Annotated in this window: 15 protein-coding genes and 1 pseudogene; 12 read left to right on the forward strand and 4 right to left on the reverse strand. The window is 73.3% G+C overall.

Annotated elements, in window-relative coordinates; all coding sequences use genetic code 11:
• Positions 1-15 precede the first annotated feature (15 nt).
• Both ABZ807_RS01730 and nuoH read left to right on the forward strand, forming a co-directional pair.
• Positions 16-777, forward strand: coding sequence for an NADH-quinone oxidoreductase subunit C (locus ABZ807_RS01730; protein ID WP_357151419.1), 762 nt, complete (start codon positions 16-18; stop codon positions 775-777).
• Positions 777-1,739: an NADH-quinone oxidoreductase subunit NuoH gene (gene nuoH, locus ABZ807_RS01735; RefSeq protein WP_357106321.1), complete on the forward strand. Its 963-nt coding sequence runs from the start codon at positions 777-779 to the stop codon at positions 1,737-1,739. The genes ABZ807_RS01730 and nuoH overlap by 1 nt, the downstream gene beginning before the upstream one ends.
• Before the next feature lie 112 nt (positions 1,740-1,851).
• Here the strand turns inward: nuoH and ABZ807_RS01740 are convergent, their stop codons facing one another.
• Positions 1,852-2,883: a glutathione S-transferase C-terminal domain-containing protein gene (locus ABZ807_RS01740; RefSeq protein WP_357151421.1), complete on the reverse strand. Its 1,032-nt coding sequence runs from the start codon at positions 2,881-2,883 to the stop codon at positions 1,852-1,854.
• Positions 2,884-3,013: 130 nt separating this feature from the next.
• Between ABZ807_RS01740 and ABZ807_RS01745 the strand changes: the two genes are divergently transcribed.
• The 9 genes from ABZ807_RS01745 to ABZ807_RS01785 all read left to right on the forward strand — a co-directional run bounded on the left by ABZ807_RS01745 (position 3,014) and on the right by ABZ807_RS01785 (position 12,780).
• Positions 3,014-3,421, forward strand: a complete 408-nt coding sequence (locus tag ABZ807_RS01745; protein WP_357151423.1) for an ester cyclase — start codon at positions 3,014-3,016, stop codon at positions 3,419-3,421.
• 145 nt (positions 3,422-3,566) lie between these two features.
• Positions 3,567-4,166 carry an NADH-quinone oxidoreductase subunit I gene (locus ABZ807_RS01750; protein WP_357151425.1) on the forward strand — a complete coding sequence of 200 codons (600 nt, stop codon included), beginning with the start codon at positions 3,567-3,569 and terminating at the stop codon, positions 4,164-4,166.
• A complete protein-coding gene (locus ABZ807_RS01755; RefSeq protein ID WP_357151427.1) occupies positions 4,166-4,702 on the forward strand; it encodes an NADH-quinone oxidoreductase subunit J in 537 nt (178 codons plus the stop codon). Before ABZ807_RS01750 ends, ABZ807_RS01755 begins: the two co-directional genes overlap by 1 nt.
• Positions 4,699-5,079 carry an NADH-quinone oxidoreductase subunit NuoK gene (nuoK, locus tag ABZ807_RS01760; RefSeq protein WP_357151429.1) on the forward strand — a complete coding sequence of 127 codons (381 nt, stop codon included), beginning with the start codon at positions 4,699-4,701 and terminating at the stop codon, positions 5,077-5,079. The genes ABZ807_RS01755 and nuoK overlap by 4 nt, the downstream gene beginning before the upstream one ends.
• The gene (locus ABZ807_RS01765) at positions 5,076-7,001 is read left to right on the forward strand and encodes an NADH-quinone oxidoreductase subunit L (RefSeq protein WP_357151431.1); all 1,926 of its coding nucleotides are present in this window, start codon (positions 5,076-5,078) and stop codon (positions 6,999-7,001) included. Before nuoK ends, ABZ807_RS01765 begins: the two co-directional genes overlap by 4 nt.
• A gap of 114 nt (positions 7,002-7,115) precedes the next feature.
• Positions 7,116-8,618: an NADH-quinone oxidoreductase subunit M gene (locus tag ABZ807_RS01770; protein ID WP_357151433.1), complete on the forward strand. Its 1,503-nt coding sequence runs from the start codon at positions 7,116-7,118 to the stop codon at positions 8,616-8,618.
• Between the two features lie 133 nt (positions 8,619-8,751).
• Positions 8,752-10,227 (forward strand): NADH-quinone oxidoreductase subunit N, encoded by a 1,476-nt coding sequence (locus ABZ807_RS01775; protein WP_357151435.1) that lies wholly within the window; start codon positions 8,752-8,754, stop codon positions 10,225-10,227.
• Between the two features lie 276 nt (positions 10,228-10,503).
• The gene (gene htpX, locus ABZ807_RS01780) at positions 10,504-11,382 is read left to right on the forward strand and encodes a zinc metalloprotease HtpX (protein WP_357151437.1); all 879 of its coding nucleotides are present in this window, start codon (positions 10,504-10,506) and stop codon (positions 11,380-11,382) included.
• 138 nt (positions 11,383-11,520) lie between these two features.
• Complete coding sequence (locus ABZ807_RS01785; RefSeq protein ID WP_357151439.1) at positions 11,521-12,780, forward strand: MFS transporter; 1,260 nt, start codon at positions 11,521-11,523, stop codon at positions 12,778-12,780.
• A 16-nt stretch (positions 12,781-12,796) separates the two neighbouring features.
• On the opposite strand, the gene ABZ807_RS01790 is transcribed toward ABZ807_RS01785, so the two are convergent.
• Entirely contained in the window at positions 12,797-12,928 is a 132-nt protein-coding gene (locus ABZ807_RS01790; protein WP_357151441.1) for a hypothetical protein, read from the reverse strand.
• A gap of 99 nt (positions 12,929-13,027) precedes the next feature.
• Here ABZ807_RS01790 and ABZ807_RS01795 point away from each other — a divergent pair, with 99 nt between their 5' ends.
• A complete protein-coding gene (locus tag ABZ807_RS01795) occupies positions 13,028-13,543 on the forward strand; it encodes a hypothetical protein (RefSeq protein ID WP_357151443.1) in 516 nt (171 codons plus the stop codon).
• A gap of 708 nt (positions 13,544-14,251) precedes the next feature.
• Here the strand turns inward: ABZ807_RS01795 and ABZ807_RS01800 are convergent.
• Together ABZ807_RS01800 and ABZ807_RS01805 are read right to left on the reverse strand one after the other, a co-directional pair.
• Positions 14,252-14,845 (reverse strand): hypothetical protein, encoded by a 594-nt coding sequence (locus tag ABZ807_RS01800; RefSeq protein WP_357151445.1) that lies wholly within the window; start codon positions 14,843-14,845, stop codon positions 14,252-14,254.
• 571 nt (positions 14,846-15,416) lie between these two features.
• Positions 15,417-15,689, reverse strand: a pseudogene (locus ABZ807_RS01805) (AAC(3) family N-acetyltransferase); the annotation flags it as partial.
• Positions 15,690-15,935 lie beyond the last annotated feature (246 nt).

Raw genomic sequence — 15,935 nt, forward strand, 5'->3', positions numbered from 1 at the left:
CATAGGATCAGCGGCATGACTCCGGAAGAGGTCGGCCAGCGGGTGGTCGCGCTGCTCGCGCCGGTCGAGGCCACCGCGTCGGTCTCCGGCGGTCAGTCCCACGCCCGCGCCACTGTCGACGTACCCCTCGCGAGCTGGGCGGACGCGCTGCGCGCGGCGCGCGACGACGCCGAGTTGGCCTGCGACTTCTTCGACTGGCTGTCCGCCGTCGACGAGCTGGCCGCCGGGTTCGACGTGGTGGTCCACCTCTGGTCGACCACCCGCCGGCACGGGGTGCTGCTGCGCACCCGGGTGCCCCGCGAGTCGCCGACGGTGGCCTCGGTGGTCGACCTCTGGCCGGGCGCTGCCTGGCACGAGCGGGAGACCCACGAGATGTTCGGCATCGACTTCGCCGGCCACCCGGGGCTGGCCCCGCTGCTGCTGCCGCCGGAGTTCGAGGGACGCCCGCTGCGCAAGGAGTTCGTGCTCGCCTCCCGGGTGGCCAAGCCCTGGCCGGGGGCGAAGGAGCCGGGTGAGTCGGAGGCCGGCGGCGGTCGCCGCCCGATCAGGCCGCCGGGCGTACCCGCGCCGGGGGAGTGGGGCACCACGCCGACGCCCGCCGGCGCGGCCGGGGTGGGCGAGGGGCCCCGCGGCGGCACTCCGGCCCGCCCGGCCCGGGAGCGGCCCGCCCGGCCGGCTCCGGGCGCGCGTCCGGCGCGTACCCCGAGGCCCGGGGCGACCGGCGACGGCCCGGCGCCGGCGGACCCGCCGGCGCGCGACGAGGAAGGTACGGCCTGATGCCCACCTGGTTGGAGCTGGTGATCCGGGTCGGCGGCGTGCTGGTTGCCTTCCTCACCCTGCCGCTGGTGGTTGGCCAGGCCGAGCACAAGGTGATGGCGCACATGCAGGGCCGGCTCGGCCCGATGTACGCCGGTGGCTTCCACGGCTGGGCGCAGCTGGTCGCCGACGGGGTGAAGTTCGTCCAGAAGGAGGACGTCACGCCGCGCGAGGCGGACCGCGCCGTGTTCCGGCTCGCCCCGGTGGTGGCCCTGGTGCCCTACCTGCTGGTCCTGCTGGTCATCCCGCTCGGCCCGGACGACCTGGTTGGGCAGCCGCTGGACATCGGCCTCTTCTTCGTCCTCGCCGTGGTCGGCGTCGGCGTGGTCGCGGTGCTGATGTCGGCCTGGGCATCGGCCAACAAGTACAGCCTGCTCGGCGGCCTGCGCGGGGCGGCCCAGCTGCTCGGCTACGAGCTGCCGCTGGTGCTCTCCGCCGCCTCGGTGGCGATGGCGGCGGGCACGCTCAGCCTCTCCGGCATCGTCGAGGCGTGGCAGCCCTGGTGGCTGCTCTGGCAGGCGCCCGCGATGCTCGTCTTCTTCGTGGCCGGGCTGGCCGAGATCCGGCGGCCCCCGTTCGACATGCCGATCGCCGACTCCGAGCTGGTCTTCGGCTACCTCACCGAGTACACCGGCCTGCGCTTCGCCTTCTTCCTGCTCGCCGAGTACGTCGGCATCGTGGTGATCGCCGCGCTGACCACCGTGCTCTTCCTCGGCGGCTGGCAGGGCCCGTTCGCCGACGGCCAGCTCGGCTGGCTGTGGACGCTGCTGAAGGTCTTCGCCGTCTCCTTCGTGATCATCTGGCTGCGGGTGGCGTACCCGCGGCTGCGCGAGGACCAGCTGCAACGGCTCTGCTGGCTGGTGCTGGTGCCGCTCTCCCTGGCCCAGCTGGTCCTCACCGCCGCCGTCCGCGTCGCCCTGTAGCGCCCCTCCCCGCCGGGCCGGCCCGCGCATGATCGACCCCGTTTGCGGCATGTCGCGGCATCTCGAGAACCGAAATACCGCGACATGCCGCGAACGGGGTCGGGACCGGGGGTCAGCGGAGGGGAGTATGGGCGGGGTCGACCGGCTCGGCGGGGGGTGGCGGGGGAGTGCCGTCGCCGAAGGGCCGCCCGCCGAGTTCCTCCCGGCCGTGCGGGGTCAGCCAGTTGGACAGGTCGGGGCCGAGCGGCACCACGCCGGTCGGGTTGATGTCCCGGTGCACCTCGTAGTAGTGCCGCTTGATGTGGTCGAAGTCGACCGTGTCGCCGAAGCCGGGGGTCTGGAACAGGTCCCGCGCGTACGCCCACAGCACCGGCATCTCGGTCAGCTTGCTCCGGTTGCACTTGAAGTGGCCGTGGTAGACCGGGTCGAAGCGGACCAGGGTGGTGAAGAGCCGCACGTCCGCCTCGGTGATGGTGTCGCCGACGAGGTAGCGCTGCCCGGCCAGCCGCTCGGTCAACCAGTCCAGCCGGTCGAAGAGCCGGTGGTACGCCTTGTCGTACGCCTGCTGACTGCCGGCGAAGCCGCACCGGTAGACGCCGTTGTTGACGTCCCGGAACAGCACCGCGCTCACCTCGTCGATCTCGTCGCGTAGCCGCTCCGGGTAGAGCTGCGGCGCGCCCTGGCGGTGGTACGCCGTCCACTCGGTGGACAGGTCGAGGCTCATCTGCCCGTAGTCGTTGGTGACCACCTGCCCGGTCGGCACGTCCACCATCGCCGGCACGGTGATGCCCCGCTCGTAGCCCGGGAAGCGGGCGAAGTACGCCTCCTGGAGGCGCTCGATGCCGAGCACCGGGTCACGCCCGCCCGGGTCCAGGTCGAACGTCCAGCTCCGGGGGTCGTGGGTCGGCCCGGCCACCGCCATCGAGATGGCGTCCTCCAGCCCGAGCAGCCGCCGCACGATGATCAGCCGGTTCGCCCAGGGGCAGGCGCGGCTGACCGCCAGCCGGTACCGTCCCGGCTCGACCGGGTGGCCGTTCCGCCCGTCGGCGGTGATCCGGGTGATGATGTAGCGCTGGTCGCGGGAGAACTCGCCGCCCGGCTCGACGTACCTGCCACCGGTCGCCCCGCCTGCCGTCTCGCCCACGTCGCCCCCTGGAGTCGGTCCGTCGTCTCCGTCTCATCTTCGCCGATCTTTCGGGTTCCGGCCCGGCGACCGCCGGTCCCGGGTCGCAGGGCCGCCCTTCGCCCCGGCGAGGGCTGGCTAGGCTGCCCGGATGACGGATCTGGAGGCGGTGGCGCGGCGGTTCGTCGCCGACGTGTGGAACGGCGGGCGCGAGGAGTCCGCGTACGAGCTGGTCGGCGCGGAGTGCCCGGGGCTCGGCGGGGCCGGGCCGGAGGCGACGCTGGCCTGGCACCGGGACCGCCGGGCGGCCTTCCCCGACCTCCGCTACAAGATCGTGGACGTGGTGGCCTCCGGCGACCGGGTGGCGGTGCGCTGGCGGGCCGCCGGCACCCAGGCCGGGCGGTTCGGCCCGGTGCCGCCGACCGGGCAGGTGGTCAGCTACTCGGGGGCGACGTTCCTGCGCTTCGACACTCAAGGGCGGATCGTCGACGTGTGGAGCGTCAACGAGCTGTTCCAGCTCCTCCAGCAGCTCGGCGTGGAGATGCTGCCGCCGGCCTGACCCGGTGCCTGACCCGGGCGGCGGGGCGAGGGTCACCACGGTCGGCCGGAGCGGCATAGATGATCAACGAAGTTCGGGAGGCCCTGCCGACCCGGGTCAGGAATGCGCAGGGTGGTGGTCGCGCGCGCCCGGGCCACAGGGCAGGATGAGCGGCATGAGCGAGCGCAGCGGCATTCCCGGCGAAGGGCTGGTGAAGGGGCTGGCGGTCACGCTGAAGACGATGACCCGCCGGGCGACCACCCAGCAGTACCCGGACGTCGCCCCCGAGCTGCCGCCCCGCTCCCGGGGCGTGATCGCGCTGCTGGCCGAGAACTGCACGGTCTGCATGCTCTGCGCCCGGGAGTGCCCGGACTGGTGCATCTACATCGACTCCCACAAGGAGGAGGTGGCGGTGGCCGGCGCCGCCCGTCCCCGCCAGCGCAACGTGCTCGACAAGTTCGACATCGACTTCTCGCTCTGCATGTACTGCGGCATCTGCGTCGAGGTCTGCCCGTTCGACGCGCTCTACTGGTCGCCTGAGTTCGAGTACGCCGAGTACGACATCAAGGACCTGCTTCACGACAAGGACCACCTCGGCCAGTGGATGGCGACCGTCCCGCCGCCGCCCGCGCACGACCACAACGGCGAGCCGGCCAAGGAGGAGTCCACCGCCGCACGCAAGGCCGCGGGCCCGTCCACCTCCGCCGCCCGCCCCACCGTGGTACGCCCCGAGCCCGGCCCCGCCGCCGAAGGAGGTACGCCCTGATGACGGGTGCGGACGTGCTGCTGCTCGCGCTCGGCGCGGTGGCGGTCGGGGCGGGCGTGCTCGTGGTGGGCACCAGGCACCTGGTCCGGGCCGGCCTCTACCTGGTGGTCTGCCTCGGCGCGCTGGCCGGGGACTACCTGGTGCTCACCGCCGAATTGGTGGCCTGGGTGCAGGTGCTGATCTACGTCGGCGCGGTGGTGGTGCTGCTGCTGTTCGCGGTGATGCTGACCCGCGCCCCGATCGGCGCCTCCGACGACCTGGACCGCCCCGGCTGGCCGGCCGCACTGATCGGCGGGGGCAGCGGGCTGGGGCTGGCCGTGCTGCTGGTCGACGCGTTCCGCTGGTCCCGGGTGGAGCTGCCGGCGGCGGGCACCGCCGAGCGCCTGGGTGAGCAGGTCTTCCGCTCCTGGGTGCTGCCGTTCGAGGTGCTCTCGGTGCTGCTGCTGGCCGCCCTGGTCGGCGCGATCGTGCTCTCCCGCCCCGACATCGGCCGCCGTCCCGCCCCGGCCACCGGCGACGAGGGAGGCCGCCGGTGAGGCCGGTCATCCCGTACGTCACCGCCGCGCTGCTGTTCGGCCTCGGCGTGTACGGCGTGCTGCGCCGCCGCAACGCGGTGCTGGTGCTGATGGCGGTCGAGCTGATGCTCAACGCGGTCAACCTGATCCTGGTCACCGCCGACACCACGGCAAAGGCTGCCCTGCCGCACGGCGGGCAGGTGTTCGCGCTGTTCGTGATCGTGCTGGCCGCCGCCGAGATCGGCGTCGGCCTGGCCATCGTGCTCCAGCTCTACCGGCTGCGGGCCAGCGTCGCGGTGGACGAGGTGCCGCTCACCGAGGCCACGGTCGGGGCGGCGGCCGGGCGTGCCGTCGAGGCCGGGCCCGGGGCCGCCGAGCCGACGGAGGTGCGGCGGTGACCGGGCTGCTCGGGGCCGCGCTGCCGGCCGTACCCCTGGTCGCGGGCCTGACCGGCCTGCTGCTGCCACCGTCGCCGCGTGGCGCGACCACCGGCGAGGACCGGGCCCGGCGGGTCGCGATCGGCCTCGGGGTGGCCGGCGCGGCCGGGGCGCTGCTGATCGCGCTGGTCCTGCTGGCCCAGGTCGGCGACCCGGTCGAGACCTCCGCCACCTGGATCGACCTGGGCGGCCTGCGGGTCACCCTCGGGGTCCGGCTGGACGGCGCCGCCACCCTGGTCGCGGTGGCCGTCGCGGCGGTCGCCCTGGCCGTGCAGGTCTACTCCACCGCCTACCTGAAGCGGGGCCCGCACGACGACGTCGAGGTCGACCACCGCTACCCGCCGTACGCGGCGCAGATCAGCCTCTTCACCGCCGCGATGCTGCTGGTGGTGGTCGCCGGCGACCTGATCATGCTGCTGGTCGGCTGGGAGGTGATGGGCCTCTGCTCCTACCTGCTGATCGCCCACGACCGGCGGCTGCCCGAGGCGCCGGCCGCCGCGATGAAGGCGTTCCTGGTCACCCGGGTGGGTGACGTCGGCTTCCTGCTCGGCATCGCGCTGCTCGGCGTCTCGGCGGGCAGTTTCCGGATCGCCGACGTGCTCGCCCACGACCACACCACCGGCACCCTCACCGCCGCCTGCCTGCTGCTGCTGGCCGGGGTGGCCGGCAAGAGCGCGCAGTTCCCGCTGCACACCTGGCTGCCGGACGCGATGGCCGGCCCGACCCCGATCTCCGCGCTGATCCACGCGGCCACCATGGTCGCCGCCGGCGTGTACGCGGTCGCCCGGCTCTACCCGCTGTTCGAGGCCACCCCGACCGCACTGGCCGTGCTCGGGGTGATGGCCTCGATCACCCTGCTGCTCGGTGCCGTCGCGGCGACCGCGCAGGACGACCTCAAGCGGGTGCTCGCCTGGTCGACGGTCTCCCAGATCGGCTACATGACCGGGGCGCTCGCCGTCGGCGCGCCGGCCGCCGCGCTGTTCCACCTGCTCACCCACGCCGCCTTCAAGGCGCTGCTCTTCCTCGCCGCCGGCGCGGTGATCCACGCCGTCGGCACCACGCTGATGTCCCGGATGGGCGGCCTGCGCCGGGACATGCCGGTGACCTTCTGGTGCACGCTGATCGGGCTCGGCGCGCTGGCCGGGGTGCCGCCGCTGTCGGGCTTCTGGAGCAAGGACGGCGTGCTCGCCGTCGCCGAGGCCGCCGCGCTGGACGGCACCGGCCCCGCGCCGACCTGGGTCGGCTGGCTGGTCTGGCTGACCGGGCTGCTCGGCGTCGTGGTCACCGCCTGGTACGCCACCCGGCTGCTGCTGCGCACCTTCCTCGGTGAGCCCCGGATGCCGCTGCTGCGCCCGCACGACCCGCCTGCCGCGATGCGCTGGCCGGTGCTGCTGCTGGCGGTCCCGGCCGCGCTGCTCGGGCTGGCCGCGTTCCTGCCCTCGTTCGCCGACCGGCTCCTCGCACCGGGGACCGGGGTGGAAGCCGCCGGCGATCTGGTCCACCTCGGGCCGGCGCTGCTGCTGCCGACCGCGCTGCTGCTGGTCGGAACCGGGCTGGCCTGGGCCGGCTGGCGCCGGGACCCCACCGCCGACCCGGCCCGCGCGCTGGGTCCGCTGCGGCCGGTCTTCGCGGCCGCGTTCCGGCTCGACGACGTCCAGCACGCCCTCGTCGTACGCCCGGTGCGGGCGCTCGCCCGGGTCGCGCGTACCGGTGACGAGGTGGTGGTGGACGGCGTGGTGGAGGGCAGCGGCCGGGGCGCGTCCGGCCTCGGCGCCGGCCTGGCCGCGCTCCACCGGGCGGCGCTGCCCCGCGCGGCGGCGGCGGTACTGGCCGGCGCGCTGCTGATCGGGGCGGCCGCCGTGCTGATCGGAGGGGCACCGTGAGCGCGAGGAGTGAGCCGGGGTTGCGAGCCCCGCAGTCGCGAACCGAGGTGCTGCCGTGAGCGCGAGGAGTGAGCCGGGGTTGCGAGCCCCGCAGTCGCGAACCGAGGAGAAGCGGTGAGCCTCGGAGAGTTCCTGCTGGTCGCGGTGCTGGCCCTGCCGGCGGTCGGGGCGGCCCTGGTGGCCGCGACGCCCGGGGACCGGGCGGCCCGGCTGGTCGGCACGGCGGTCGCCGCGCTGACGCTGGTCGGCGCGGTGCTGCTGGTGCTCGGCGACCACGGCTGGTTCGGCTACGGTCCGGCGCCAGCGGTGCAGCCCTGGCACCAGCTCGACCTGCCCTGGGTGCCCGGCCTGGACCTGCGCTTCCACCTCGGCGTGGACGGGATCTCCTGGCCGCTGGTGGTGCTGACCGCCCTGCTCACCCTGCTCTGCTGCGGCTACACGCTCTGGCGGGTGCCGGCTGGCGGGACCGGGCGGGCGCTGGTGGCGCTGCTGCTGGTGGTCGAGGTGGGCATCCTCGGCACCTTCCTCGCCCTCGACCTGGTCCTCTTCTTCGCCTTCTTCGAGGTCGTCCTGCTTCCCATGTACGCGATCATCGCGGGTTGGGGCGGCGACGACCGGCGCCGGGCGGCGCGGAAGTTCGTCCTGTACACGCTGCTCGGCTCGGTGCTGCTGCTGGTCGGCGTCTACGGGGTGGTCGCCGCCGCCGGCACCGCCGACATCGTCGCGCTCACCGGCGGGGCCGGGTTGTCCCGGGGCACCCAGCTGGCCGCGTTTACCCTGCTGGGGCTCGCGTTCGCGGTGAAGGCCCCGCTCTGGCCGCTGCACTCTTGGCTGCCCGACGCGCACACCCAGGCACCCACCGTCGGCAGCGTGATCCTCGCCGGGGTGCTGCTCAAGATGGGCACGTACGGCCTGATCCGGGTGGCGGTCGGGGTGGCCCCCGAGGGGGCCCGCTGGGCGGCCCCGGCGCTCGGCGTGCTCGCCGTCGCGGCGATCCTGATCGGCTCGCTGGTCTGCCTCGCGCAGGACGAGCTGAAGCGGCTGATCGCGTACTCCAGCGTCGGGCACATGGGCTTCGTGCTGCTCGGGGTGGCCACGCTGACCGCCACCGGCATCCAGGCGGCCCTGATCGGCAACATCGCGCACGGGGTGATCACCGGGCTGCTCTTCTTCCTCGCCGGGGCGGTCAAGGACCGTACGCACACCGGAACGCTCGCCGAGCTGTCCGGGCTGCGGGAGACCGCGCCCCGGCTCGCCGGGCTGCTCGGCTTCGCCGCGGTGGCCTCGCTCGGCCTGCCGGGGCTGGCCGGCTTCTGGGGCGAGGCGTTCGCCGTGGTCGCCGCCGTCCGGCGGGGCGGCCCGCTCTGGACCACCCTGGCCGTGCTGGCCGCGGTCGGCGGGGCGCTCACCGCCGCGTACTTCCTGCGACTGCTGCGGCAGGTCACCCACGGGCGGCCCAGCCCGGCGGTGGGCCGCCTCGCGCCCGGGCTGGCCGGGGCGGAGCTGACCGCCTGGACGCCGCTGGTGCTGCTCGCCCTGGCGGTCGGCCTGGTGCCCACGCTCGTGCTCGGGCTCGCCACCGGCCCGGTGGACGCGCTGGTGGGAGTGCTCCGGTGAGCGCGCGGAGTGCCGCGCGGCGGAGCCTCGCGGTCGCCGGCGGAGGCGGCCGGTGGAGGTGGGGCGTGCGGCGACGCAGCCCGGCGGTCGCCGGCGGAGGCGGCCCGGTGAGGGTGCGGCGGGAGTGGGCGGCATGAGTCTCGTGCAGAGCGTGGACAACGTGGCGCTGCTGCCGGCGTACCTGGCCGCCGGCACCGCCGTACTCGTGCTCCTGGCTGACCTGCTGGTCGCCCGGCGCGGCGCGACGGTGGCCGTGGCCGCCCTGGGCGCCGTCGCCACCGCCGTCGGGGCGGCGCTGGCCGGTGCGGGGGAGACCCGCCGGACGTTCTGCGTCGGCGCCGACTGCTCCTGGGTCCTCGACGGCCGGGCGGCCCTGGTCGCCGCCGTCTTCGCCCTGCTCACCCTCGGGGTGCTCGGGCTCTCCGGGCCGCTGCTGCGGGACGGGCCGACGCCGCCGGGGGAGTTCTGCTTCCTGCTCGCCTGCTCGATGACGGGTGGCGTGGTGCTCGGCGCCGCCGGTGACCTGATCACCCTGATCGTCGCGCTGGAGACGCTCACGCTGCCGCTGTACGTGCTGGTGGGGCTGCGCCGGGGCAGCCTGGCCAGCGCCGAGGCGGCGGTCACCTTCTTCGTGGTCAGCGTGGTCGCGACCACCCTGACCCTGCTCGGCGCGGCGCTGCTCTACGCGGTCACCGGCGGGCTGCACCTGGACCGGCTCGGCGCGATTCTCGGCGAACGCCCGGAGTTGCTCGACCTGCCGCTGGCCACCGCCGCCGTCGCGCTGGTGGTGCTCGGGTTGGCCTTCAAGGTGGCGGCGGTGCCGTTCCACGCCTGGGCGCCGGCCACCTACGACGGCGCGCCGCTGCCCGTGGCGGCGTATCTCTCCACCGCCTCCAAGCTCGGCGGGGTGGTCGCCCTACTCGCCGTGGTGCAGCGCGCGTTGCCGGCCGACGTCACCGGCCCGGTGCTCGCCCTGCTCGCCGTGCTGACCATGACGGTCGGCAACCTGGTGGCGCTGCGCCAGCGGCGTACGGTCCGGCTGCTCGCCTGGTCGTCGGTGGCCCAGGCCGGCTACATCCTGGCCCCGCTGGGCGCGTTGGCGCTGGCCGCCGGGCGCACCGACGAGGCCCGGGCGGTCGCGTACGCCGCCGCGGTCGCGTACGCGGTCTTCTTCGTCGTGCTGGAGCTGGCGGCTTTCGCGGCGCTGGTGGCGCTGCGCCCGGCCGGCGCGGACGGCGGCACGGTCGACGAGTTGCGCGGCGCGGCCCGCCGGCATCCGTGGGTGGCGGCGGCCCTCGCGCTGGCGCTGATCGGCCTGGCCGGCCTGCCGCCGGGGCTGGCCGGGCTGTTCGCCAAGGTCACCGTGGTCCGGTCGCTGCTGGCCGGCGGCGCGGGCTGGCTGGCCCTGGTGGTGGCGGTCAACGCGGTGATCGGGCTGGCCTACTACCTGCGCCTCGCCGCCACCCTGTACGCCGGGCCGGCGGTCTCCGGCGGCCGGCCGGTCACCCGGGTGGCCTGGCCGGTCACCGTGGCGCTGGCCCTCGCCACCGCCGTCGCCCTGGTGGTCGGCTTCGCCCCGCAGCTCGTCCTCGACCTCGCCGCCCGCTGACCACCCTTCCCCCGCCCCGGTCCCGCCGTCCTGGGCGCGGCTCTACCGCGCGGTCCCGCCGTCCTGGGCGGCCCCGCCGCGCGGTTTGCGGCATGTCGCGGTGTCCTGGCAGGCGGATCCCGCGACCCGCCGCAAACCCGGCCCAGAAGGGGGCCTGGCAGCCCGCGTACAGCGACCTCCAGCCAACTCACAGTCATGAGCAGGATGGTTGACGGGTACCGGTGACGTTGGAACGGTCAGCGGGTCCCGCGTGGCCCGCGCACCGAAGGAGCGATCGTGCATCACAACCGTCTGAAGACCGCAGCGCTGCTCGGCCTGTTGACCTCGCTGATCCTCGCGGTCGGCTACTGGTTCGGTGGCAGCGGGGGTCTCGTCATCGCCGTCGTCGTCTCGTTGCTGATGAACGGCGTGACCTACTTCTATTCCGACAAGCTGGCGCTGCGCTCGATGCGGGCGCAACCGGTCAGCGAGGCTGAATTCCCCGAGCTGTACCGGATGGTCCGTGAGCTGGCCACCGAGGCGCGGCAGCCGATGCCTCGCCTGTACGTCAGCCCGACCTCGCAGCCCAACGCGTTCGCGACCGGGCGTAACCCGGCCAACGCGGCGGTCTGCGTCACCCACGGCATCACCGAGATCCTGGACTACCGCGAGCTGCGCGGGGTGATCGGCCACGAGCTGTCGCACGTCTACAACCGGGACATCCTCATCTCCAGCGTGGCGGCCGGTCTGGCCGGCATCATCACCATGCTGGCCAACATCGCCTGGTTCATCCCGCTCGGCGGTGGCGACGACGAGGACGCCCCGAACCCGGCCGTGCTGCTGCTCACCCTGATCCTCGGCCCGATCGCGGCCACCGTGATCCAGCTGGCGATCAGCCGGAGCCGGGAGTTCCAGGCCGACGCCTCCGGCGCCCAGCTCACCCGGGACCCGCTGGCGCTGGCCAGCGCCCTGAAGAAGATCCACATGGGCACCCAGACGCGTCCGCTGCCCGCGCAGGGCCAGTTGACCAGCACCGCCCACCTGATGATCGACAACCCGTTCAAGCGGGGTGGCGGCATCGCCGCGCTCTTCTCCACCCACCCCCGGATGGAGGAGCGGGTCGCCCGGCTGGAGCAGATGGCCGCCAACAGCGGCCCGGTGCAGTTCCAGCGCTGACGTCCGACACCTCCGCCCGCGTCCGGTCCGCCGGACGCGGGCGGAGCCGTGTCCGGGGGCACTAACCGTTTCCGTCAGGCGGTGGCCGGCGTTAGGGTCGAAACGTCTCCCACCCATTACACCTTCTGGAGGTAGAGCGTGGCCGCACTGCGCCAGTACCTGGGCGTCTGGCGGATCCCCGGCGCGCCGATGCTGCTGGTCCTCGGCATCATCGGTCGGCTCGGGATCGGCATGACGCCGCTGGCGCTGCTGTTGGTGGTGGAGCAGGTCACCGGGCGCTACTCGCTCGCCGCGGTCGCCGGGGGCATCTACGCCCTATCCGGCGCCGCACTCAGCCCCGTGGCCGGCCGGATCGCCGACCGGATCGGTCCCACCCCGGTGCTGCTGACCACTGCCGTCGCCCACCCGTTCGCGCTCTTTGGGCTGCTCTGGGCGAGCCGCTCCGAGGCCGGCAGCCTCGGCCTGATCTACCTGGCCGCCGGGGTCGCCGGTGCCACGTACCCGCCGCTGACCGCCGCGCTCCGGGGCGCCTGGAACGACCTCACCGGCCCGAACTCCGGGCGATACCACCTGCGCAACACCGCGCTGGCCGCCGAGACCTCGCTCTTCGAGATCGTCTTCGTGCTCGGCCCGCTGCTGGTGGCCGGCTTCGTGCTGGTCGCCGACGCCGCCGCCGCGCTGGTCGGCGCCGCGGTGGTCACCCTGGTCGGCACCACGGCGGTGGCGCTGGGGCGGGTGATGCGCGGCTGGCAGCCGCACCCGCGCGAGCACCACGCGAAGGGGCTCGGCCCGCTGCGGGTGGGCGGCTTTCCCGCGCTGCTGCTCTGCGTCGCCAGCCTCGGCATCGCGTTCGGCGCTGCCGGGGTGATCGTGCCGGCCTTCGCCGGCAACCAGGCCACCGACGACCCGGAGAGCCTCGCCGGCATCCTGCTCGCCGTCTGGGGCGTCGGCAGCGCCGTCGGAGGCCTCTGGTTCGGCGTACGCAAGCCGTCGGCGAACATGACCCGCCAGTTCGCCTGGCTGCTGTGCGCGGTGGCCGGCAGCTTCGCCGTCTTCGCCCTGATGCCCACCCCAGCGGCGCTGGGCGTCGCGCTGGTGGTCGGCGGGGCCACCATCGCGCCCGCCCTCACCCTGGAGAACACCCTGGTCGGGCGGATCGCCCCGAGCGGCATGCTGAACGAGGCGTACACCTGGGTGGTGACCATGTCGGTGGCGGCGAGCGCCGCCGGTGGCGCGGTGGCCGGGCTGATCGTCGACCACACCGGCGGCGTGCCGTGGGCGTTCCTCTTCGCGGGGGCCGCCGTCGCCGTCGGGGCCGCGGTGGCCGCGATGCCGGCCGGGCCGATCGCCCGGGCCGAGGCGACAGCGGTACGCGCCGAGCAGCCCAGCCTGGTCTGACCGGCGCTCCGGACGATCACCGCTGGCGCGGCGCCACCACCACGTCCACTCCCGGCAGCAGCTCCAGCCGGTCGCGTACGACGTCGAAGCTGTCGTACTCGGGGAGGACGGCCCCGAACCCTCCGGCAACTGCTCCGGAGACTGCCATGACATGGCGCTGCGAGACGTCCGCGCATGCCCGATGTGCGTGCGTTGGCCTGAAGCGTTGGCCGGTCCTTCGCAATGGCAATTGGTCGTACGATCCGGCATGCCGATCGATACCTCAGGCCTGCGTTCCCTGTCGTCGCCTCGCCGACGTATCGGCGCGTTCGCGCTGTTCCTGGTACTCGCCGCAGCGGCGATACTGGCCGGGATACGGGTCGCGTTCCCCGAGAAGTGGGACTGCGTGGTGGGCGCGGTGTCGTTCGCATCTGTGGACGTTCCGCCCGACGGTGCGACCCCGGAGGATGTCGTCCGAACGTACCTGCGCGCACTCGACGCCCACGATGGGGATGCTGCAGCCGAGCTGTATCCGCCGCCGAACGGCCCGCGTTCGGTTGCTTGCAACGTACGTGCCATCGACGGTGTGAGTGTCACGTCCGGAGTCCCCAGTGCTGAGGCGCAGGCTGGCAATGGCACTGTTCGGGTCGACGCCCAGTTCACGATCCACGTATTCGACGAGGCAGCAGCCGGTCAGCTTGATGGCCGCACCGGGAGGAACTACTACCTGCACCGTCAGGGCCTCCATGGCCCGTGGCGCATCGTCTCGTCAGGCCAGGGATAAGCACGGAGTTGGCTCCCGCACCTTACCTCGGGCTGCGGGCCGACAATGAGGCTCCCGACCATGGTTAGAACATCTGGATCCGCCGCGAGTCGCACGGTCGACGCGATCATGTAAAGCATCATCCGAGGTCGCGGTGTCAACCATCACCCGGCGCAGGACAGCCGGCTGCCGGCGAAGTGGTTCAAAGTTTCTGTACGTCTTCGAGGCGGCCCTTGACGGGCCGCATGCGCCACCACCTGGGCGCGCGTCCGACGCTCCGCTGTCGCTCCACGCCGGCCACCCAACACGCCCGGCGGCCGGCGCGGATAGCGGGGAGCCCGGGGGCCGCCGCAGACGGTAGCGCCGAGAGTGGTTGAGGTTCGCGGGCCGGCAGCCGGCCGCGCCGCGCCCGAGCGACGCGGCGCAGGGAAAGGCACGCCAGGTCTGCGCGGCGGGGCCACGGCGACAGACCGGGTGTGGTCACTGCGCCTCTGGCGGGGGCGCAACGACTCCAGGATGGCCGGGGCTCCGTCCGCGCGTTGCGGTCCGTGGGTGGTTGCGCAGGGCCATCCCGCCAGCCGACGACCCGGGCGAGCCGAGCAGACCACCGCCCGGCCCGCCAGCGTCCGTATGTGCGACAAAGGTCCGCTTGACGTGGCGGACCGGGCGGCGGCCCGCTCCCCAGACGGGCGGGTCGGCGGCAGACGGGATGGCATCGCGTCTCATGGGTCATTCGCCCAGCGGAGCACCCCGCCAGCGCCATTCCTTCATCTGGGGACGTCCTGGCAGCTCGATCCGGCCGGTGGACCACCGCAGTGCCGCCCACGGGTCCACCCCGGCCAGTTCCTGCGCCGCTTCGGGAAACAGCCGAGCGAGCACCCGGGTGCATACGTCACGTGGTGGATCGATGGCGAGGCCGAGGCCCTGGGCGATGTCCTCGCCGTGCAGCAACGTCTCCACGCACCCCATCGCGGCGAAGCCCACCGGATCGGCTTGGCCCGTGGGGTGGTAGGCCCGAACATCCGGTCCGGACGTGCGTACCGTGGCTGCCAAAATACGGCCACCGGCCTCGGCGAACTCCAGTACCTCTTCCGGGGAGGCGTCCTTGTCGGCGTTTGCCATGAAGCGCACAAACCGCGTCTCCGGCCGGGCCACGAGTTGGCCCGCGAACGACATCAGGCAGTCACCGATGTGCTCGGCGGTGTGCCAGCAGTCCCACTCCAGGCTGCCTGCCCGCGCGGACCAGTCCAGGCCGGTCGCTGGTCGTAGGCTGGCAACAACGCTGGACATCGCTGCGTCGAGATCATCGGCGGTGACCGCCACGATTCCCTCCAGGTTTGCGAGGCCGATGCTGCACCGGCCTGAGTCAGAACTGCCAGCCTGCCTGATGGGTGTGACGAACTGAGTGACAACGGATGTGGACGCCAGCGGACGTAGACGGACAGCCACGGAGTGTTCCAGCAGCTCAGCCCGCTTGATGGTCCAGCTCCGCCGACAGTGATCATTCGTTCACACCGAACGCGTCGCAAGGCTTAACAGCGGCGGTTGACGAGTTCGGCTCTTGAATCGTCAAGGCGACCCGCAAAGCGGGCCGCGCCGGCCCGGCCCCGGCCTGCTGGCGACCTCCGGCCGGCATCGGCCGGGCCGGCCGGCCACGCTTGGGGACGACCAGGACTCGAAGACCTCGGGCTCTGTCCCGAACCCCGACCCTCCTCAGAGATGCCGCCGCGGATCACCTCGCCGGGCACCACGAGGGCTACCAGCCTTCCCGGACGGGGCCAAGGTCGTTCGTCCGGTAGGGCGCTCCACCTTGTCCCCGTCCGAGGAGGCTGGAAGGTCTACGACTGCCCGACGAGGAGATCCGCCCATTGAGCCGCAACTTCAGTCCTTGTCTTCAGGAGGATGCGAGCACAGGCTCCTCACCGCTAGCCAGGGGCTCCTTGCTCACGCTGTCCTTTGGGAGACGGTTGGCGGCCATCCAGGCGGTCGCGAAGTCGACTAGAACTGGCTGGGACATCAGATGGGCCCTTGCACCGCCAACTTGACCGATTACTGCGGCAGCGGTGGCCTCGAAATCGGCACCCAGCCGATCGAAGTCGCTCTCATTTGTGACGACGTCAACCCACGTGATCCATTGGCTTGTTCCGTCTGGCTGTCGCACTGACGAGCCTGTGACTGCACGCGGCGGCGACCCCTGTCGCCACTCCCCTGTCTGTCAGGCTGAGGTGAGGCAGCCTTCTCGGTGCGGATAGGCTTGCCGGGAGACAGGAAGAGGATCATCGTGACACTACCCAGTACGCCTGGTGAGCAGGGCGGACGGCCGAAACGGCGGACGTTCACGGCGGAGTACAAACTACGCATCGTGGCGGAGTACGACGCGGCGAAGGCCTCGGGCGAGGGCGCGGCGATCCTG

Origin of the sequence: Micromonospora sp. NPDC047548 (genome assembly GCF_040642975.1) — a bacterium.
In the GTDB taxonomy this organism is placed as follows: Bacteria; Actinomycetota; Actinomycetes; order Mycobacteriales; family Micromonosporaceae; genus Micromonospora.